We start from the raw sequence: 18,608 nt of genomic DNA on the forward strand, positions 1-18,608 counted from the left end.
GGCATCGGGTGGCCGGCTTTAGCCATTCACCATTGACTATTTACTCGACAAAACAAAAGCCCCGCCGAAGCGGGGCCTTCGCTTCAACGCGTAGAGCTATCAGCCCTTGACGACGCTGACGAACTTGCGGCCTTCGGCGCCGCGCGCCTTGAACTCGACGGTGCCGTCGACCAGGGCGAACAACGTGTGGTCACGGCCCACGCCCACGCCGGTGCCGGGATGGAACTTGGTGCCGCGCTGACGCACGATGATGTTGCCGGCCTCGATGGCCTGGCCGCCGTACACCTTCACGCCGAGGTATTTCGGGTTGGAGTCGCGACCGTTGCGGGACGAACCTACGCCTTTTTTGTGTGCCATGACTATCTGCTCCGGCTGATCAGGCGTTGATGCCCGTGATCTCGACTTCGGTGAAATGTTGACGATGACCCTGCTGCTTCTTGTGGTGCTTGCGGCGGCGGAACTTGATGATGCGCACCTTGTCCGCGCGGCCGTGCTTGCGCACGGTGGCACTCACGGTGGCGCCGGCCACGGTAGGTGCGCCCACGGTGATGCTCTCGCCCGCACCGACCAGCAGGACCTGGTCGAACTGGATGGTGGCGCCTTCGTCGGCCGTCAGCAGCTCCACGCGCAGGACGTCACCCTGCTGAACGCGGTACTGCTTGCCACCGGTCTTGATGACTGCGTAACTCATGGGAATATCCCTTCTGTCGTTATTCTCTTGGGCTCGCCAGGCCAGCTACGGCACTGGCGAACTGAGGATTATAGCGATGCCAGGACTGGGTGGTCAATCATTGACCACCCGTGGAGCCGCCCTGGGCCGGAGCCTTGCCCGGCGTGGCCTGGTCGCCGGTCTTGGCGGACGAGGCGGCGGTGGCCGGCTTGGCCCCGGTCTTGGCGGGCGCCTTGCCGGCGGTGGCGGGCTTCTTCGCGGCAGGCTTGGCGGCCGGCTTCTTCGCCACCGGCTTGGCCGGCGCCTTGTGGGGGGCCGCCTTGGCCTTGGACGGTGCCGCCTTGCCGGAAGGCGCGGCCTCGCCCTCCTCCGCCCCGGCCACGGCCGCCGGCGCCACCTTGGCCGGGCAGCGGCCACTGGCGTCCAGGCTGCCCATCTGTTTGAGCTCGGCGATCATCTGATCGCTGCGCTCATGGCTCCACTGCTGGCCGGCCTGGCTGGCCTCCGCCATGGTCACTGGCATTTCGTTGACCACCTTCTGGCCCAGCGGCGAGCGGTAGAACTTCAGCAATCCTTCCAACTCGTCGGCCGTGAAATGGTGCTGGTACACCGGCACCAGCCGGCCGATGAACAGCTGGGTCTGGTTGGCGTCCATGTAGTTCTGCCAGAAGTCCGGCGCCACGCAGGGCATCGACTGCTGCAGCGTGGTCACCGCCTGCGTGTTCATCTGGGCCAGCATCTTGCCCACGCCCACCACGTCCAGGAGCTGGCGTACCTGCTCCTCGGTGGCCGGGGCCGCGTTGGCCAACGCCTGCCCGCCGGCCATTGCAAGCGCCAGGGCGACGCCCCATCTTTTCCACTTAAGCATCCGCACTCTCTGATCGAAGCCAGGGCCTGATCCAGGCCAAAGTCCCTATTAAGCCATAGTCGGGCCGGCCTTCCCTGAAGCGCGATGGCCAGAAGTCAGGCAGGCAATAACTGTCCTGGTTAGTTTGATATAGTGCAGTTTTTCCCTCCCCTCCATCTCTTCCGGGCGACATGGACACCATCCGCATCCGCGGCGCACGCACGCACAACCTCAAGAACATCGACCTCGACCTGCCGCGCGACCGGCTGATCGTGATCACTGGCCTGTCGGGCTCGGGCAAGTCCTCGCTGGCCTTCGACACCATCTATGCGGAAGGCCAGCGCCGATATGTCGAATCGTTGTCGGCCTACGCCCGGCAATTCCTGTCGATGATGGAAAAACCCGATGTGGACCATATCGAGGGTCTCTCGCCGGCCATCTCCATCGAGCAGAAGTCCACCTCGCACAACCCGCGATCGACCGTGGGCACCATCACCGAGGTGTACGACTACCTGCGCTTGCTGTACGCCCGCGTGGGCACGCCGCGCTGCCCCGACCACGGCATCCCGCTGGAGGCGCAGACGGTCAGCCAGATGGTGGACGCCACCCTCGCGCTCGACCCGGACAAGCGCTACATGCTGCTCGCCCCGGTGGTGCGCGAGCGCAAGGGCGAGCACGTGCAGGTGTTCGACCAGTTGCGCGCCCAGGGCTTCGTGCGCGCCCGCGTGGACGGCGCCGTGTACGACCTGGACGCCGTGCCGCCGCTGACCCTGCGCCAGAAGCACACCATCGAGGTGGTGATCGACCGCTTCCGCCCGCGCGAGGACATCAAGCAGCGCCTGGCCGAGTCGTTCGAGACCGCGCTGCGCCTGGGCGACGGCCTGGCCATCGTGGTCGACATGGACGACGCGAAGGCCACCGAGCAGTTGCTGTCCTCGCGCTACTCCTGCCCGGTGTGCGACTACTCGCTGCCGGAACTGGAACCGCGCCTGTTCTCGTTCAACTCGCCGATCGGCGCCTGCCCGACCTGCGACGGCCTGGGCGTGACCCAGGTGTTCGATCCGGCGCGCGTGGTGGCGCATCCGGAGCTGTCGCTGGCCGGCGGCGCCATCCGCGGCTGGGACCGCCGCAACGCGCACTATTTCCAGTTGATCCTGTCGCTGGCCAACCACTACAAGTTCGACGTCGAGACGCCGTGGCGCAAGCTGCCGGCCGACGTGCAGAAGGCCATCCTATACGGCAGCGGCAAGGAAGCCATCGCCTTCAAGTACCTCACCGAGCGCGGCGGCCGCGTCACCCGCGAGCATGCGTTCGAGGGCATCCTGCCGAACATGGAGCGGCGCTACAAGGAAACCGAGTCGCCCGCCGTGCGCGAGGAACTGGCCAAGTACATCAGCGACCAGCCCTGCCCGGAGTGCCACGGCCAGCGCCTGAACCGCTCGGCGCGCCACGTGTTCGTGGCCGACCACGCGCTGCCCTCGCTGACCTCGCGCTCCATCGACGATGCGCTGACCTTCTTCGAACAGCTCAAGCTCACCGGCTGGCGCGGCGAGATCGCGGTGAAGATCGTCAAGGAGATCCGCGAGCGCCTCACCTTCCTCAACGATGTCGGTCTCAACTACCTTACGCTGGATCGCCAGGCCGACACCTTGTCCGGCGGCGAGGCGCAGCGCATCCGCCTCGCCTCGCAGATCGGCGCCGGCCTGGTGGGCGTGATGTACGTGCTCGACGAGCCCTCCATCGGCCTGCACCAGCGCGACAACGAGCGCCTGCTTGGCACGCTGACACGGCTGCGCGACCTGGGCAATACGGTGATCGTGGTCGAGCACGACGAGGACGCCATCCGCATGGCCGACTACGTGCTCGACATCGGCCCCGGCGCCGGCGTGCACGGCGGCGAGGTGGTGGCGCAGGGCACGCTCAAGGAGATCCTCGCCACGCCGCGTTCGGTCACCGGCCAGTTTCTGTCCGGCAAGCGCGGCATCGAGGTGCCCACCGAGCGTCGCCAGCAGCTCGATCCGGACTCGTGGCTGCACCTGAAGGGCGCCAGCGGCAACAACCTCAAGAACGTGGACCTGGCCATTCCCGCCGGCCTGTTCACCTGCGTCACCGGCGTGTCGGGCTCGGGCAAGTCCACCCTGGTCAACGACACGCTGTTCCGCCTCGCCGCCGCCGAGTTGAACGGCGCCAGCGAGCAGCCGGCGCCGTACCGGTCCGTGGAGGGGCTGGAGCTGTTCGACAAGGTGGTGGACATCGACCAGTCGCCGATCGGCCGCACGCCGCGTTCCAACCCGGCCACCTACACCGGCTTGTTCACGCCGCTGCGCGAGCTGTTCGCGCAGGTGCCGGAGGCGCGCGCGCGCGGCTACACGCCGGGCCGCTTCAGCTTCAACGTGCGCGGCGGCCGCTGCGAGGCCTGCGAAGGCGACGGCATGATCAAGGTGGAGATGCACTTCCTGCCCGACGTGTACGTGCCCTGCGACGTCTGCCAGGGCAAGCGCTACAACCGCGAGACACTGGAAGTGCACTACAAGGGCCACACCATCGCCGACGTGCTCGACATGACGGTGGAGGACGCGCTCAAGCTGTTCGAGAACGTGCCGACCATCGCGCGCAAACTCGAAACGCTACGCGCGGTGGGGCTGGACTACATCAAGCTCGGCCAGAGCGCGACCACGCTCTCCGGCGGCGAGGCGCAGCGAGTGAAGCTGTCCAAGGAGCTGTCCAAGCGCGACACCGGCCGCACGCTGTACATCCTCGACGAGCCGACCACCGGCCTGCACTTCCACGACATCGAGCAACTGCTCGACGTGTTGCACCAGTTGGTGGACCAGGGCAACACGGTGGTGGTGATCGAGCATAACCTGGACGTGATCAAGACCGCCGACTGGCTGGTCGATCTCGGCCCGGAAGGCGGCGCCGGCGGCGGTCGCATCCTCGTGGCCGGCACGCCGGAAACGGTGGCGTCCACGCCGGGCTCGCATACCGGACACTTCCTTGCCCCGCACCTCGGCATGAAGCCCACCAAGGCGGCCAGGGCCGAAGGCAATGGCAAGAGCAAACCCGCATTACGGAAGAAGACCGCATGAGTTCTACCCAACCGGCCCCCGGAAAAGGCACGCGCCAGCGCAAGACGGATTCCCAGGACGGCGTACCGGCCAACGATGCCGCCGAAACGGGGGCCGCATCGCCGCGCCCGCTGTTCGTCGCGCCGATCGGCGTGCGCTGGCGCGATCTCGATGCCTTCAACCACGTCAACAACTCCATCTACCTCACCTACCTGGAAGAGGCGCGGCTGCAGTGGCTACGCCACGTGCCGGGCTGGTTCGACGAGCAGTCGATGCCGGTGCTGGCCGCCAGCGAGATCAACTATCGCCGGCCCATCGAATGGCCGGCCCAGCTCGACGTGGAGCTGACCTGCGAGCGGCTGGGCAACAGCTCGATCACGCTGGCCCACCGCATCGTCGATGCGGACGACACCACGCGGCTGTACAGCGATGGCAAGGTGGTGCTGGTGTGGATGAACCCCGCCACCGGCAAGCCGGTGCCGCTGCCGCCCTCCATTCGCGAGGCCGCCACCTGACGACGGCAGGGATCGAACAGCCGGACGGTCGGATATCGCCGCTTCATGCCACGCACGTATGATCGGCAGCGACCACCCCGAAAGGAGTTCGACCGTGATCCCGTTCCCGCTCCGTTCCCTCGCCTTCACCCTCGCCGCCAGCCTGGCGGCGGACGCCATCGCGGCGCCGGCCAACACCACGCTCACGCTCTACCGCAGCGACAGCCCCACGCTGTTCGGCGCGGACAACGGCGGCGGCGTATCCGCCGGCTATGCGGTGGCGCGCGAACCGCGCCAGCTGCAGCTCAAGGCCGGCACGCAGGACATCAGCCTCGGCGGGCTGCCGCAATACCTGGATCCGGAGGCGCTGGCGCTCAGCGTCGACGGCGGTGCCGCCAGGGTGCAGTCCCAGCGCCTGCTGCTCGGCCAGGGCCAGGATGCGGCGCTGGGCAGCCTGGTCGGCCAGCCGGTGGAAGTGCTCTCGGGCAGCGGCCAGCCGCTGGCCAGTGGCACCCTGCTGCGCGCCGGCGACGGCCTGCTGGTGCAGGATGCATCCGGGCGCACCAGCCTGGTCCGCGAGTTTGCCGCCGTGCGCGCCCAGGGCAGCTTCCAGACCGGCGCGCTGCTGCAACTGCGCATCGACGCCGCGCGCGCCGGAAACGCCCAGGCCACGCTGAGCTATACCACCGCCGGGCTCGGCTGGCGCGCGGCTTACGTCGGCACGCTGCAACCGGGCAACCGCTGCCGGCTGCAGTTCGAATCGCGCGCCAGCATCGCCAACCGCAGCGGCCGCGACTGGAAGGACGTGCAGCTGACCCTGGTCGCGGGCGAGCCGAACATGGCCAAGCCATCACCGGCCCGCCCCATGCCCATGGCCTTCGCCGCCCGCGCCAAGGCCGATGGCGCCGAACTGCCCGAGCAGGGCACGCTGGCCGACTACCGCACCTATGCCCTGTCCGGCCTCGTCGACCTGCCCGATGGCAGCGTAAGCCAGATACCCCTGTATGCCACGCGCACGATCGATTGCGAACGCAGCGCCATCTACCAATACAACCAGGGCGGATGGGTGCCGCCCCAACCCATCATCGGCCGGGACTACCAGCCAGGCGCCAACAACACCGCCATCGCCAGTACCCTGAAGTTCCGCGCGTTCGACAGCCTTCCGGCCGGCTACCTGCGGGCACTGGCCGCCGACAGCACGGGTGTGCCGCAGTTCATCGGCGAAGGCCGCATCAGCGATACGCCCAAGGGCAGCGACGTAGACATCACCCTGGGCACCGCCTTCGACCTGCGCGGCGAGCGCGAACGCACCGACTTCAAGCTGGACAAGGCGGGACGCACGCTGGATGAAGCCTTCCGCATCACGCTCAGCAACGCCGGCGACAGCCCGCGCACCATCACCGTGCTGGAACACCCCTGGCGCTGGCGCCAGTGGACCCTGGCCTCGTCCAGCAGCAAGCCCAGCAAGCAGACGCCGGACATGCTGGAGTTCCAGGTGACCGTGCCGGCCGGCGGCAAGGCCACGCTGGATTATGCGTTGCGCTACCAGTGGACGGCGGAGGAGCAGCCGCAATAGCGGAAGCGGCGCCGGCCGGGCTTTGCTACTCTCGGCTCCCCTCTCTCGATGCATTCCTTGCCCATGCTCAACGTCATCACCCACGACGCCATTACCGAGATCAACCTCGCGCGCCCGCCGGTCAATGCGCTCAACGTGGACCTGCTGCGCGCCATCCGCGATGCGGTCGATGGCGCCCTGGCCGGCGGCGCGCGCGGACTGGTGCTGTCCGGTGCGCCGGGCTTGTTCTCAGCGGGCGTGGACGTGCCGGCCCTGCTGGGCCGCGACCGCGAGGGCGTGCGCGAATTCTGGCGCGAGTTCTTCCACACCGGCTCGACGCTGGCGCTGTCGCCGGTGCCGGTCGTGGCCGCCATCACCGGCCACAGCCCGGCTGGTGGTGCGGTGCTGTCGCTGTTCTGCGATTACCGCGTGATGGCGGATGGCCCGTACCGCATCGGCCTCAACGAGGTGCAGGTTGGCCTGGTAGTGCCCGAATCGATCCAGTTGGCCCTGCGCCGCATCGTCGGCGCCTATCGGGCCGAGCGGCTGGTGGTGGCCGGCGCCATGATCGAATCCGCCGAGGCGCTGGCGCTGGGCCTGGTGGACGAACTGACCGGCGTGGACCAGGTGGTCACGCGGGCGCTCCGCTGGCTGGAAGGCATGCTGGCTCTGCCCTCCAACGCCATGCTGTCCACCCGCGCACTGGCCCGCGCCGACCTGACCACCGCCTGGGCCGATCCGGATGCGATGCCACTGGAACCGTTCCTCGATGCGTATTTCCATCCGGAAACGCAGGCTGTGTTGCAGGCCCTGGTCGAGCGGCTGAAGAAAAAGCCCTGACCCTTCGATTTTCCTGTGGGAGCGCACCCTGTGCGCGACAACCATCGGAGCGTTGAGCCGCGGGCCATGGTCGCGCACTGGGTGCGCTCCTACAGATGAAGAAATGCTTACCCGCCCTTGGCCACCGGCCGCGCCGGATCGCTGACCCAACCACTCCACGAGGGCGCATACAGCCGCGAGCCGGACAGGCCGGCATGTTCCATCGCCAACAGGTTATGGCAGGCGGTGACGCCGGAGCCGCACATGTGCACCACCTCGCCCGGCGCGTGCGCACCCAGCACGGCGAGGAATGCCCGGCGAAGTTCCACGGCCGGCTTGAACCGTCCGTCCGCCGCCAGGTTCTCCGCGAACGGACGATTCAGCGCGCCGGGCACGTGCCCGCCCACGCGGTCGATCGGCTCGACCTCGCCGCGATAGCGTGGCGCGGCGCGCGCATCGAGCAGCAGCCGGTTCGGCACATCGCGCACCTGCTCGGAATCGAGCAGGTACTGGTCGGGATCGAACCGCACGCTGGCCCGGCCCGGCTCGCGCAGCGTCTCGCCCTCCTCCACCGGCAGCCCGGCGGCAAGCCAGGCCGGATAGCCGCCATCCAGCACGGCGGCATCGCGCACGCCCGCGATGCGCAATAACCACCACAGGCGCGCGGCGGCCAGCGCTCCGCCCGCCGCGTCGTAGCTCACCACCGGCAGGCCGGGTCGCCAGCCCCAGCGCGACAGCGTGGCGGAGAAGGACGTTTCCAACGGCAACGGATGCCGCCCCAGGCCTTCGGACTGGCGCGACAAGTCGGAAAGATCGGTGTCCAGGCTGGCGTAGACCGCGCCGGGAATATGGCCCGCGCAGTAATCGCGCTCGCCCTGCTCCGGTGCCGCCAGATCGAAGCGGCAATCGACCACGAGCACGTCGCCCGGCGGCAGCGCGGCCAGTTCGCCGGCCTGGATCAATGGCGTCGTGAAGCTCATGCGCGGCCCATCCTCTTGAGCAGATTGAATACCATCGCGGCGGTGGCGCCCCAGATGCGGTGGCGGCCGTGCACGAATTCCACCATGTCGCGCTGGCGCCCGCGAAATTCCATGGTGTAGCGGCGCAGGTTGGCCGGCTCCAGGAAGAACGACAGCGGCACCTCGAACACCTCGGCCACCTCGTCGGGCGCCGGGTACAGCCGCGCCTGCGGATCGATGCGCGCCACCACCGGCGTGATGTTGTAGCCGCTGATGGTCTCGAAGCGGTCGAGGAAACCCAGCGGCGTCACCAGCTGGCGGGCCAGGCCGATCTCTTCCTCGCTTTCGCGCAGGGCAGTGGCGATGGCATCGGCGTCCCCTGGATCGGTGCGGCCCCCCGGAAAGGCCACCTGGCCCGCGTGGTCCTGCAGGTGGTCGGTGCGCACGGTAAGCACCAGCCGCGGCTGCACGGCCTCGCGCACGCCCACCAGCACGGCGGCCGGCCGCCGTGGCTTGTCGCCCAGCAGTTCCGTCATGTCGGCATGGTTCCAGCCCTGCCCGGCAGGTGGCGCCGACAAGGGCAGCAAGGCGGCGCCGAGATCGGCCAGCACGCCCTCCATCACGGCACCTTGCGCGCGGGCAGCACGTCGCGCATCAGGCGCCGGCGTTCCTCGTCGGGCATGCCGCGCCAGCGCGCGATCTCGTCGCCGGTGCGCAGGCAGCCTTCGCAATAGCCGCGTGCGTCGAGCCGGCACACGCCCACGCACGGCGTCAGCGGGCCGGAAGGAAGGATGGGATCGCGGGAATCGCTGGACATGCTCGGAAGGGCAACGGCGGCATCGGGGACGGTGTGGCGCGCCGCCTGGCCATCCAGTTTGCCAGAATCGGCCCGGCGCGGCTCCGGGCCAGTTCTCATGATTTGATTTCGAGCAGTTCGATCTCGAATACCAGCGCTTCGTTGGGGCCGATGCGCGGAGGATCGCCGCGCAGCCCATAGGCCAGGCTGGGCGGCACCGTCACCTTCCACAGGTCGCCCACGTGCATGCGCTGGATCACTTCCTGCCAGCCGGGGATCACCTTGTTATTGACCACGAAACTCACTGGCGAGCCATGCGCCCAGGAACTGTCGAACTCGGTGCCATCGATCAGCATCGCGCGGAAATTCACCGTGACCACCGAACCGACCGGCACGTCCCTGGTGCCCGTGCCCTTGCGCAGCACCTCGTACTGGATGCCGGACGGCAACTGGATCACGCCCGGCTTCTGCCGGTTGTGCTCCATGTAGTCCGCGCTCTTGCGCGCGTTGGCATCGGCCAGGTGGTTGAACTTGGCCAGCGCCTCGCTGCGCATCTGCTGGTCCAGCTTCTGCATCTGGTCGTGCATGTCCTGCATGGATACCGCGGGGCGCTTCTTGCCGTAGGCATCCTGGATGGCGCGCTGCAAGGTGGCGATGTCGACGTCCGGCCCGTCGCCGTTGGCGAACTGGCTGCCGATCTGGTAGCCGATGGCGTAGGACAGCTTGGTCTTGTCGAGCTTGATCGAACTGGCATCCGGCGCCGGTCCCGTGTCCTGCGCATGCGCCATCGCACTCCAGAGCAGGATGCCCAGTGCAAGCCATCGCCGTTGTGCCATGCCTATCTCCATTGCAGCCGGAACGCTCATCGTAAGCGGTCCTGGCCTAACGTGCAGCGAACGCCCCGGGGCGGGCGTCCCTGCTGAGAACATCGGGGGCGTCAAAGGTTCCCACTGGTACCATGCGCGTTTTACCTGCCGGAGTGTAGCCATGGCCTATCGCAACCTGGAAATCGCCAACCGCGGCGCGGTGCGCACCATCACGGTCAACCGGCCCGACAAGCTCAATGCGCTCAACCGCGAGACGATCAACGAGCTGACCCTGGCCTTCACCCAGGCCGCCCAGGACGATGCGGTCCGCGTGGTGGTGCTGGCCGGCGCCGGCGAGAAGGCGTTCGTGGCGGGCGCCGACATCAGCGAGATGCACGGCTACACCCCGGTGCAGGCACAATCCTTCTCGCGTGCCGGACAGCGCCTGATGAGCCTGGTCGAACGCCTGGGCAAGCCGGTGATCGCCCGCGTGCAAGGCTTCGCCCTCGGCGGCGGCATGGAGCTGGCGATGTGCTGCCACCTGCGCGTGGCCAGCGAGAAGGCCCGCTTTGGCCAACCCGAGATCAACCTCGGCCTGATTCCCGGCTTCGGCGGCACCCAGCGCCTGCTGCGCCTGGCCGGCCGCGGCGCGGCGCTGGAGCTGTGCCTGACCGGCGCGCCGATCGGCGCGCCGCGCGCCTATGAACTGGGCGTGGTCAATCGCGTGGTGCCACCGGAGGCCTTGGACGAGACGGTGGACGCGCTGGCCGACCAACTTGCCGCCGCCGCGCCACTGGCCGCCGCCGGCATCCTCGATGCCGTGCTGCAGGGCGGTGAGACCAGTATCGACCAGGGCCTGGAGTTCGAGACGCAGGCGTTCGCCCTCGCCTTCGCCACCGAGGACATGCGCGAAGGCACCACGGCGTTCCTGGAAAAGCGCAAGGCCGTGTTCAAGGGCCGGTGAGCAGCCGGGGCGAGCCGAGGATGGCCCGCCCCGCGCCTTCAATGCCCGCCGCGGAACTTCTTCTCGCCCGCGGCCACCGCCACGCCGAGCCGGTTCTCCGGCGGCGCAAGCGGGCAGACCACGTGCGGCGTGATCGCGCAGGGCGGGTTCTCGGCCAGGTTGAAGTCGAGCAGCACCTTGCCGTCCTTGGGCTCGGCCGCATAGAGGAAACGCGCGCCGCCATAGGTGAGCTTGCCGGCGGTGCGGTCGCTGAAGATGAAGAACAGGTGGCCGCCTTCCTCGATGGGACGCAGCTCGTAGGTGACGCCGCCGCGCTGGAACACCGCCTTGCCTGGCACCGGCGTGTCTTCCTCGGTACCGGTGACATAGGCGATGCGCAGGTGTTCCTGTGGCCGGAACGGCACCCAGTTGGCCTCGACTCGCCAGGTGGGATCGACCGGGAAATAATCGAAGCCCGGGAAATGCGTGCGCAGCGTCGCGTCGTTGTTCTTGGCGCGCAGGCCGCGCTTGTCGCCGTTCTGCACCACGTAGAGGTAGCTCGATCCGAAACCGATGCGGGTCGGCAACTGCTTGCCGTCCGCGCCTTGCGTGCGCAAGGGCACCGTCGCCTCATGCGCGGGCGCGCCGTCCACGGTGATGCCGTGCGTGTCGGCGAGCCGCAATGCCACGCCGCCGCCGGCGGCCAACTGCAGCACGCCCAGGTGCGCAGGTGCGTCCGGCACCTGGAAGCGGTTGTCGGCGGCGCTGCCCACGCTGTTGTCGCCCGGCTCCAGCCAGCCGGAAGCGGTCAGTGCGAGATAGCCATCCGGCCGGCGCAGGCGGTCCACGCGCTCGGCGCGGGCCTTGGCGATCTCCTGCGTGTAACCTGCCGTGTCATCTGCCGCATGGACGGATACGACGCCAAGCAGCAGCACGGCCAGCGCGAGGCGCTCAGTGATGCGAGCCACGGTACTTTTTCTCGCCGGCGGTCACCGCGACATCCAACCGGTTCTCCGGCGGCGCCAGCGGGCAGGTGGCATAGGGCGTGAAGGCGCACGGCGGGTTGTAGGCGCGGTTGAAATCCAGCACCACCTTGCCTGGCTTGTCCAGGCCGCCGGCCGGCAACGCCGCGGTGAGGAAACGCGCGGCGCCGTAGGTTTCCTTGCCCGAGGTGCGGTCGGCCAGCACGAAGAACAGCTCACCACCCGGCTCCTCCTGGTAGGGCTGCAGCTCGAAGGTATGGCCATCGCGCTGGAACACCGCCTTGCCGGGTACCTCCACCGCGTCGATGCTACCGAGCACGTTGCCGATCTCCAGCTTGTGCGCCGGCGCGAACGGCACCCAGTCGGCCTCGATGCGCCAGGACGGATCGATCGGGTAGTAGTCCAGGCCGAGGAAATGCGTGCGCGTCTCGGCGTTGGCGTCCTTCACGCGCAGCGCCTTGCGGCCGTCGCGGTCGATCACGTAGAAACTGGCGCTGCCGAAGGCCACCGTGGTCGGCCCCTGCCCGCCCGCCTTCGCATCGCTGACCAGCTCGGCCTCACGCAGCGGCTTGCCGTCGACGGTGGCGCCGCTGTCCTTGTCGAGCACGATGCGCGTGACGCCGTCCTTCGCCAGCGTCACCACGCCCAGGTGCGCGGGACCGGCCTTCAGCACGATGTCGTTGTCGGCGGCGCTGCCGACGCGGTTGGCGCCTTCCTTCAGCCAGTCCAGGCCGATCAGGGTCAGCCAGCCGTTGGGCGAGGTGAGCCGCTCCAGGCGCTTGTGCTGCCAGTCCTGCGCCTGCTGGACGATCTGGGGGGCGGTGGGTTCGGCGGTCTGGGCGTGCACGGCGGCGACTCCAAGGCTGAGGGCGAAAGCAAGAACGGTGGTGCGCAGCATGGCAAGCCCCGGGACAGGTAGGATCATGGAATATAGACGTCCATTCGCCAACGAGGCAAACGGCGCATCGGCATGACCTTATGTCGAATCGGCATATCCCGGCGCAGCCTCAGCGGCCGCGCAGGAACAACCGGTCCAGTTCGGCGAGGCTCAGCTGCGTCCAGGTGGGGCGGCCATGGTTGCACTGGCCGGAACGCTCGGTGGCTTCCATCTCGCGCAGCAGCGCGTTCATTTCCGGCACGGTGAGGCGGCGTCCCGCGCGCACCGAGCCGTGGCAGGCCATGGTGGACAACAGTTCGTTCTCCAGTTCCTGCAGGCGGCGCGAGCTGCCATGCTGGGCCAGTTCGGCCAGCACGTCGCGGCACAGCTGGGCGACGTCGGCGCCTTCCAGCAGCGCGGGGATGCGCCGCACCACCACGCCGGACGGCCCGCTGCGCGACAGTTCCAACCCCCACTCCGCCAGCGCGTCGGCATGTTCCTCGGCGGCGGCGGCCTCCCTGGCGCTGACCGGCACGTTCATGGGCACCAGCAGCAGCTGCGAGCGCAGGTTGCTGCAGGCGCGGCCGGCCTTGAGCTTTTCGTAGGTGATGCGCTCGTGCGCGGCGTGCATGTCCACCAGCACCAGACCGTGGGCATTCTCGGCCAGGATGTAGATGCTCTTGAGCTGGGCGATGGCGAACCCAAGCGGCGGTGCCTCGTCGTCGGTAGTCTCCGGCATCGGCGTGTTCGCCGCGAAGGCGAGCGGCGCCTGCGGCACGACGGCGGGCTCGCCAAGCAGGGCGGCATAGTCGGCCAACGGTTCCTCGCGCACGCCGAGGCTGAGCCGGCTCTGGCTCAAGGCATTGGGCCATGCTGGCATCGCCGGGGCCGATGGCGCCATGCGGTAGGCGGAAGCGGCCGTCGGCACGGGCTCCTGCGCGGGCAGCCCGACCTGTCCGGCGCGCGTCTGCGCCAGCGCCTCGTGCAGGGTGCGGAACAGGAAGTCGTGCACCAGCCGCTGCTCGCGGAAGCGCACCTCGTGCTTGGCCGGGTGCACGTTCACGTCCACGCCGGCCGGATCGAGCTCCAGGTACAGCACGAAGGCGGGATGGCGTCCGTGGAACAGCACATCCGCGTAGGCCTGGCGCACCGCGTGCGCCACCACGCGGTCGCGCACCAGGCGGCCGTTGACGTAGAAATACTGCGAATCGGCCTGCGAGCGCGAGGCCGTAGGCAAGCCCACCCAGCCGGACAGATGCAGCCCCGCTGCGGCATGGTCGATGCGCAGGCTTTGCGTGGGGAAATCCTCACCCAGCACTTCGGCTACGCGCTGCAGGGCGGCGCTTTCGTCGCGCGCGGCCTTGAGGATGCGCACGGGCTTGCCGTTGTGGCTGAGGCGAAACTCCACCGACGTGCGCGCCAGTGCGAGCGACTTCAGCAGGTCGTCGATGTGCGCGAATTCGGTGCGCTCGGCGCGGAGGAATTTGCGCCGCGCCGGCACGTTGTAGAACAGGTCGCGCACTTCCACGCTGCTGCCCTGCGGGTGCTGCGCGGGACGCGCGGCCTGCACCCGGCCACCGTCCACCTCGATGCGGAACGCGGCGTCCTGGCCTTGCGCGCGCGAGGTCAGCGCGAAGCGCGCCACCGAGGACACCGAAGCCAGCGCTTCGCCGCGGAAGCCCATGCTGGCCACGTGCTCCAGGTCGTCGAAGCTGCCGATCTTGCTGGTGGCGTGCGAGGCCACCGCCAGCTGCAACTCGTCCGGCGCGATGCCGCAGCCGTCGTCGCGCACGCGGATCAGGCGGGCGCCGCCCTGCTCGATGTCCACCTCGATGCGCGTGGCGCCGGCATCGAGGCTGTTCTCGACCAGCTCCTTGACCACCGACGAAGGCCGTTCGATCACCTCGCCGGCGGCAATCTGGTTGATAAGCTCGGGAGGAAGGGCGCGAATGACAGGCATCGGCGAAGCTTAAGGCCTCGTGCCCGGGGGGAAAAGCGCGGGGAAGAACGGAAAATCGAAGGCGCGAGGGAAAGCAAGGCGTTAGCGCCTTTTCCCTCGTCTCAACTGGAAGGTATGGTCAACACCATGCCCGCATGCACGCCGCTGTCGCCGTCCAGCCGGTTGGCGCTCTTGAGCGCATTCACGCTCACGCCGTACTGGTGGGCGATGCTGCGCAGGCTTTCGCCACGCTCGACGCGATGCAGGTCGCGCACGCCATCGTCGGCGCGCGAACCGTCGCTGTTGGCGGTGGTGGCCATCGCCTCGGCCACGGCCTTGGTGGCGCGCGAGGAATCGTCGTCGTCGCCCTGGGTGGTGGCCACGTTCGCCACGCCGCTGCGGCGCGCCGCCTGCGCAGCGAACCAGCTGCCCGGCGGCGGCGTAGCCTCGAAGTAGCCCTTCACGCCACTCATCACCGCCGAGGCCAGGCGCGCCTGGTGCGACGGGTCGCGCAGCTTGCGCTCCTCGTCCGGATTACTGATGAAGGCCGTCTCGACCAGGATCGAGGGCACGTCCGGCGAGCGCAGCACCACGAAGTTGGCCCGCTCCACGTAGCCGCGATGGGTCGGGCCGAGATTGCCCAGCGCCCGCAGCACGTTGCCGGCCACCGACTCGCTGGCCTGCATCGAATAGCCCTGCTGCAGGTCCAGCAGCACGGCGGCCAGGCCGTCGTTCTTGTCGTCCAGGGTGACGCCGCCGATCAGGTCGGCGCGGTTCTGTCCGTCCGCCAGCCAGCGGGCCGCCATGCTGGTCTTGCCGCGCGGCGACAGCACCCACACCGACGAACCGCGCGCATCGCCGTTGATGTAGGCGTCGGCGTGGATCGAGATGAACAGGTCCGCCGAATTGTTGCGGGCGATCTGGTAGCGCTGCTGCAACGGAATGAAGAAATCCGCGTTGCGCGTCAGCACTGCGCGCATGCCCGGCTGCTGGTTGATCTGGTCGGCCAGCTGGCGGGCGACCGCCAGCGTCACGTTCTTCTCCAGCGTGCCGCCCGGGCCATGCGCGCCGGGGTCCTCGCCGCCATGGCCGGCATCGATGGCGATCACCACCTTGCGCTCGCCGTTGAGCATCGCGGCCGCCGCACGGGTGGACGCCATGCCGCTCTGGGTCGGCTTGAGGCCGGACTTGCCGGAAGATCGCACCGGCGCCACGGCCGGCGCCGGATCCGGCTCGGGCGTGGCGGCTGCCGCGACGGCGCCACCGTCATCGGCGTTCCGGGCTGGAACCGCGGGCTTGGCGCCGGCCACCGCCCCGTTGCCCGGGTACAGGTCCACCACCAGCCGATAGCCATAGTCGGCCTGCGGCTTGAGCAGGAAGCTCTTGACGCTGCTGGACGAGGCGATGCGGGCGGTCAGGCGCACGTTGTTGCCCTGCCGCACCCCGCTCATGCCCTGGTACAGGCCCTGGGCCGAGGGCGAATGGAAATCGCCGCTGATCGAACTGCCGTCGATATCGACCACAAGCTGGTCGCCATCCTGCTTGAGCTTATAGGTGACCGGCCCGGAGACATCGAGTACCACGCGGGTGTATTCGGGGCCGGCCCAGACGCGCGCGCCCTTCACGTCGGCGGCGCGCGCCACGCAGAAAGGCGCCACGGCCAGCAAGGCCACGGCGCCCAGCACAGCAGGATGCGTCCTATATCCCTTCATGGGGCGGCATTGAAGCCCACCTGCCCGCTGAATGCAAGAGGTTTTCCCTTGAATATCCATAACCTGCATGGGTTTTATCAGGCAACATCCAGCTATCGGCCGCAACCCACGCAAACAAAAGCCTTCGCCACCCCGTCGGGCGAAAGGAAAAATCTCAAGATTGTCCGATACTTAGAGAATGACGGCATTCACGCGAGGCGGGTCGCCACCCGGACGCCGCGCGGGGTACGCGCCTCCAGCCGGGCGACGCGGCCCGTACCCGCATAGCCGAGATGGATGACGAGATCGGCCTGTGGCAGGGCCCCGGCGCCGCGCTCGGGCCATTCCACCAGCACCAGGGCGGTGGGGTCGGACAAGGCGTCCAGGCCCAGCCATTCCAGCTCGCCCGGATCGGCGATGCGGTACAGGTCTAGGTGCCAGGCCGGACGTCCCTGGACGCGGTAGGACTCCACCAGGCTGTAGGTCGGGCTCTTGATGCGCTCGCCCGCGCCGAGCGCGGTCAGCAGGGCGCGGGCGAAGCTGGTCTTGCCGGCGCCCAGCTCGCCATGCAGGTAGACCACCAACCCCTCATCCAGCGCGCCGGCAAGCCGGGCGGCCAGGGCCGCAGTCGCGGCTTCGTCGGCAAGCTCCCAGCACGGGGTCATGGCGCCTTGCCGTTGAGCAGGCGGCGCAGCGGCAGCAGCAGATCGGTGGCGATCAGGCCGCGCTCTCCCTCGTCGCGCGTGGCCAAATCGCCCGCGCGTGCATGCAGGCCGGCGCCCAGGCAGGCCGCGTCCCAGGCATCGCAACCCTGGGCCAGCAGGGCCGCCACGATGCCGGTCAGCAGGTCGCCCATGCCGCCGGAAGCCATGCCGGGATTACCCCACGGGCAGATGGCCACCTGCCCCTCCGGGTCGGCGATCAGGCTGCCCGCGCCCTTAAGGATCACCACCGCGCCATGGCGCTGGGCCAGCGCCCTGGCGGCGGCGAAGCGGTCCTTGCCGATGGCGGCGGTATCGGTGCCCAGCAAGCGGGCGGCCTCGCCGGGATGCGGGGTCAGCACCACGCGGTCCGGCAGTTGGCGCGGTTCGCGCGACAGCAGGTTGAGGCCATCGGCATCGAGTACCATCGGCAGGCCGGCGTCCAGCGCGGTCAGCCATAGCGCGTGGCCCCATGCCCCCTGTCCCAGCCCCGGCCCTACCGCCAGCACGGTGGCACGGCGCAACAGGGGTTCCAGCGCCTGCGGCCCGTCCACCGCATGCGCCATCAGTTCCGGGCGCGCGCTGTTGAGCGCCACCAGGTGCTCCGCGCGGGTGGCCACGCTGACCAGCCCGGCGCCGCCGCGCAGGGCCGCCTCGCCACAAAGCCGGATCGCGCCTGCGGTGCCGTGCTCGCCGCCGATGGCCAACACATGGCCGTTGTCGCCCTTGTGGGCCTGCCGAGGCCGCGGCGGCAGCGTGCGCGGCGGCAGCAGTACCGCATCCGGCGTGAAGCCCTGCCACAGCGCCTCGGGCAGCCCGAGCGGCTCCCACTGCACCCGGCCCACGTAGCCGGGCGCCTGCCCGGTGTAGAGGCCGCGCTTGGCCGCGATGAAGGTGACGGTGACGTCCGCATGGACCGCCTGCCCCGGCACCTCGCCGGTATCGGCGTTGACCCCGGAAGGCACGTCCAGCGCCAGGATCGGCCGCCCCGTGTCGTGCATGCGGCGCACCAGCGCCGCCACGTCGGGCGCCAGGGCGCGCTGCAGGCCCGTGCCGAACAGCGCATCCACCAGCACGTCCGCCTCGGGCAGGACCTGCCCGGCCCAGGGGTGCGCCACGCCGCCGCCCTGCTCGAACGCATGGCGCGCATGGATGGCATCGTCGCCCCGGCTGTCGCCCAGGGCGATCACCTCGGCCTGCAGCCCCGCCTCGCGCGCCAGCGCGGCGAGCAGGAAACCGTCGCCGCCATTGTTGCCCGGCCCGCAGCACACGGCGATGCGCCGCGCCTGCGGCCAATGCTGCCGAAGGCATACCAGCGCAGCGGCGGCGGCGCGCTGCATGAGTTCGTAGCCGGGAATGCCGAGCGTGTCGATCGCTCGGCGGTCGAGCGCTCGCACCTGTTCGACGGTGTAGAGCTCATGGCGGTGGGCGCTGGCGGTCATGCGCGGATTATAGGCATG

16 protein-coding genes and 1 pseudogene are annotated in these 18,608 nt (G+C 69.1%); 5 read left to right on the forward strand and 12 right to left on the reverse strand.

Annotated features, from left to right (window positions below):
* Nucleotides 1-99: 99 nt before the first annotated feature.
* From rpmA to MJ605_RS10145, 3 genes are all read right to left on the reverse strand, one after another.
* Entirely contained in the window at nt 100-357 is a 258-nt protein-coding gene (rpmA, locus tag MJ605_RS10135) for a 50S ribosomal protein L27 (protein ID WP_243041402.1), read from the reverse strand.
* 19 nt (nt 358-376) lie between these two features.
* Entirely contained in the window at nt 377-691 is a 315-nt protein-coding gene (gene rplU, locus MJ605_RS10140; RefSeq protein ID WP_243041403.1) for a 50S ribosomal protein L21, read from the reverse strand.
* A gap of 97 nt (nt 692-788) precedes the next feature.
* Complete coding sequence (locus MJ605_RS10145; protein ID WP_243041404.1) at nt 789-1,538, reverse strand: DUF2059 domain-containing protein; 750 nt, start codon at nt 1,536-1,538, stop codon at nt 789-791.
* Between the two features lie 170 nt (nt 1,539-1,708).
* Here MJ605_RS10145 and uvrA point away from each other — a divergent pair, with 170 nt between their 5' ends.
* The 4 genes from uvrA (at nt 1,709) to MJ605_RS10165 (ending at nt 7,474) form a co-directional block, all read left to right on the forward strand.
* Nucleotides 1,709-4,606, forward strand: coding sequence for an excinuclease ABC subunit UvrA (gene uvrA, locus MJ605_RS10150; RefSeq protein ID WP_243041405.1), 2,898 nt, complete (start codon nt 1,709-1,711; stop codon nt 4,604-4,606).
* Nucleotides 4,603-5,100, forward strand: a complete 498-nt coding sequence (locus tag MJ605_RS10155) for an acyl-CoA thioesterase (RefSeq protein WP_243041406.1) — start codon at nt 4,603-4,605, stop codon at nt 5,098-5,100. Before uvrA ends, MJ605_RS10155 begins: the two co-directional genes overlap by 4 nt.
* A 94-nt stretch (nt 5,101-5,194) precedes the next feature.
* Nucleotides 5,195-6,655: a DUF4139 domain-containing protein gene (locus MJ605_RS10160; RefSeq protein ID WP_243041407.1), complete on the forward strand. Its 1,461-nt coding sequence runs from the start codon at nt 5,195-5,197 to the stop codon at nt 6,653-6,655.
* Between the two features lie 63 nt (nt 6,656-6,718).
* On the forward strand, nt 6,719-7,474 hold the full coding sequence (locus MJ605_RS10165; RefSeq protein ID WP_243041408.1) for an enoyl-CoA hydratase/isomerase family protein: 756 nt from the start codon (nt 6,719-6,721) through the stop codon (nt 7,472-7,474).
* A gap of 107 nt (nt 7,475-7,581) precedes the next feature.
* Here the strand turns inward: MJ605_RS10165 and MJ605_RS10170 are convergent, their stop codons facing one another.
* From MJ605_RS10170 to MJ605_RS10180, 3 genes and pseudogenes are all read right to left on the reverse strand, one after another.
* Nucleotides 7,582-8,433: a sulfurtransferase gene (locus MJ605_RS10170; RefSeq protein ID WP_243041409.1), complete on the reverse strand. Its 852-nt coding sequence runs from the start codon at nt 8,431-8,433 to the stop codon at nt 7,582-7,584.
* Nucleotides 8,430-9,229: pseudogene (locus MJ605_RS10175) on the reverse strand (CoA pyrophosphatase). Before MJ605_RS10175 ends, MJ605_RS10170 begins: the two are co-directional and overlap by 4 nt.
* A 95-nt stretch (nt 9,230-9,324) precedes the next feature.
* Nucleotides 9,325-10,044: an FKBP-type peptidyl-prolyl cis-trans isomerase gene (locus tag MJ605_RS10180; protein ID WP_243041410.1), complete on the reverse strand. Its 720-nt coding sequence runs from the start codon at nt 10,042-10,044 to the stop codon at nt 9,325-9,327.
* Nucleotides 10,045-10,195: 151 nt separating this feature from the next.
* Here MJ605_RS10180 and MJ605_RS10185 point away from each other — a divergent pair, with 151 nt between their 5' ends.
* Complete coding sequence (locus MJ605_RS10185) at nt 10,196-10,978, forward strand: enoyl-CoA hydratase/isomerase family protein (RefSeq protein ID WP_243041411.1); 783 nt, start codon at nt 10,196-10,198, stop codon at nt 10,976-10,978.
* 38 nt (nt 10,979-11,016) lie between these two features.
* On the opposite strand, the gene MJ605_RS10190 is transcribed toward MJ605_RS10185, so the two are convergent.
* The 6 genes from MJ605_RS10190 to MJ605_RS10215 all read right to left on the reverse strand — a co-directional run bounded on the left by MJ605_RS10190 (nt 11,017) and on the right by MJ605_RS10215 (nt 18,590).
* Entirely contained in the window at nt 11,017-11,925 is a 909-nt protein-coding gene (locus MJ605_RS10190) for a DUF1684 domain-containing protein (protein ID WP_243041412.1), read from the reverse strand.
* Nucleotides 11,909-12,838 carry a DUF1684 domain-containing protein gene (locus MJ605_RS10195; RefSeq protein WP_243041413.1) on the reverse strand — a complete coding sequence of 310 codons (930 nt, stop codon included), beginning with the start codon at nt 12,836-12,838 and terminating at the stop codon, nt 11,909-11,911. Before MJ605_RS10195 ends, MJ605_RS10190 begins: the two co-directional genes overlap by 17 nt.
* 109 nt (nt 12,839-12,947) lie before the next feature.
* The gene (gene mutL / locus MJ605_RS10200; protein WP_243041414.1) at nt 12,948-14,777 is read right to left on the reverse strand and encodes a DNA mismatch repair endonuclease MutL; all 1,830 of its coding nucleotides are present in this window, start codon (nt 14,775-14,777) and stop codon (nt 12,948-12,950) included.
* 101 nt (nt 14,778-14,878) lie between these two features.
* A complete protein-coding gene (locus tag MJ605_RS10205; RefSeq protein WP_243041415.1) occupies nt 14,879-16,468 on the reverse strand; it encodes an N-acetylmuramoyl-L-alanine amidase in 1,590 nt (529 codons plus the stop codon).
* A gap of 188 nt (nt 16,469-16,656) precedes the next feature.
* Nucleotides 16,657-17,112, reverse strand: a complete 456-nt coding sequence (gene tsaE, locus MJ605_RS10210; RefSeq protein ID WP_243041416.1) for a tRNA (adenosine(37)-N6)-threonylcarbamoyltransferase complex ATPase subunit type 1 TsaE — start codon at nt 17,110-17,112, stop codon at nt 16,657-16,659.
* Nucleotides 17,109-18,590, reverse strand: coding sequence for an NAD(P)H-hydrate dehydratase (locus MJ605_RS10215; protein WP_243041417.1), 1,482 nt, complete (start codon nt 18,588-18,590; stop codon nt 17,109-17,111). The genes tsaE and MJ605_RS10215 overlap by 4 nt, the downstream gene beginning before the upstream one ends.
* Nucleotides 18,591-18,608: the final 18 nt, after the last annotated feature.

This window comes from Dyella sedimenti (assembly GCF_022760995.1).
In the GTDB taxonomy this organism is placed as follows: Bacteria; Pseudomonadota; Gammaproteobacteria; order Xanthomonadales; family Rhodanobacteraceae; genus Dyella; species Dyella sedimenti.

Excerpts from the sequence above, each read along its gene's own strand:
- rpmA (WP_243041402.1), bottom strand. The coding sequence starts at position 357 with ATGGCACACAAAAAAGGCGTAGGTTCGTCCCGCAACGGTCGCGACTCC.
- rplU (WP_243041403.1), bottom strand. The coding sequence starts at position 691 with ATGAGTTACGCAGTCATCAAGACCGGTGGCAAGCAGTACCGCGTTCAG.
- MJ605_RS10145 (WP_243041404.1), bottom strand. The coding sequence starts at position 1,538 with ATGCTTAAGTGGAAAAGATGGGGCGTCGCCCTGGCGCTTGCAATGGCC.
- uvrA (WP_243041405.1), top strand. The coding sequence starts at position 1,709 with ATGGACACCATCCGCATCCGCGGCGCACGCACGCACAACCTCAAGAAC.
- MJ605_RS10155 (WP_243041406.1), top strand. The coding sequence starts at position 4,603 with ATGAGTTCTACCCAACCGGCCCCCGGAAAAGGCACGCGCCAGCGCAAG.
- MJ605_RS10165 (WP_243041408.1), top strand. The coding sequence starts at position 6,719 with ATGCTCAACGTCATCACCCACGACGCCATTACCGAGATCAACCTCGCG.
- MJ605_RS10170 (WP_243041409.1), bottom strand. The coding sequence starts at position 8,433 with ATGAGCTTCACGACGCCATTGATCCAGGCCGGCGAACTGGCCGCGCTG.
- MJ605_RS10180 (WP_243041410.1), bottom strand. The coding sequence starts at position 10,044 with ATGGCACAACGGCGATGGCTTGCACTGGGCATCCTGCTCTGGAGTGCG.
- MJ605_RS10185 (WP_243041411.1), top strand. The coding sequence starts at position 10,196 with ATGGCCTATCGCAACCTGGAAATCGCCAACCGCGGCGCGGTGCGCACC.
- MJ605_RS10195 (WP_243041413.1), bottom strand. The coding sequence starts at position 12,838 with ATGCTGCGCACCACCGTTCTTGCTTTCGCCCTCAGCCTTGGAGTCGCC.
- mutL (WP_243041414.1), bottom strand. The coding sequence starts at position 14,777 with ATGCCTGTCATTCGCGCCCTTCCTCCCGAGCTTATCAACCAGATTGCC.
- MJ605_RS10205 (WP_243041415.1), bottom strand. The coding sequence starts at position 16,468 with ATGAAGGGATATAGGACGCATCCTGCTGTGCTGGGCGCCGTGGCCTTG.
- tsaE (WP_243041416.1), bottom strand. The coding sequence starts at position 17,112 with ATGACCCCGTGCTGGGAGCTTGCCGACGAAGCCGCGACTGCGGCCCTG.
- MJ605_RS10215 (WP_243041417.1), bottom strand. The coding sequence starts at position 18,590 with ATGACCGCCAGCGCCCACCGCCATGAGCTCTACACCGTCGAACAGGTG.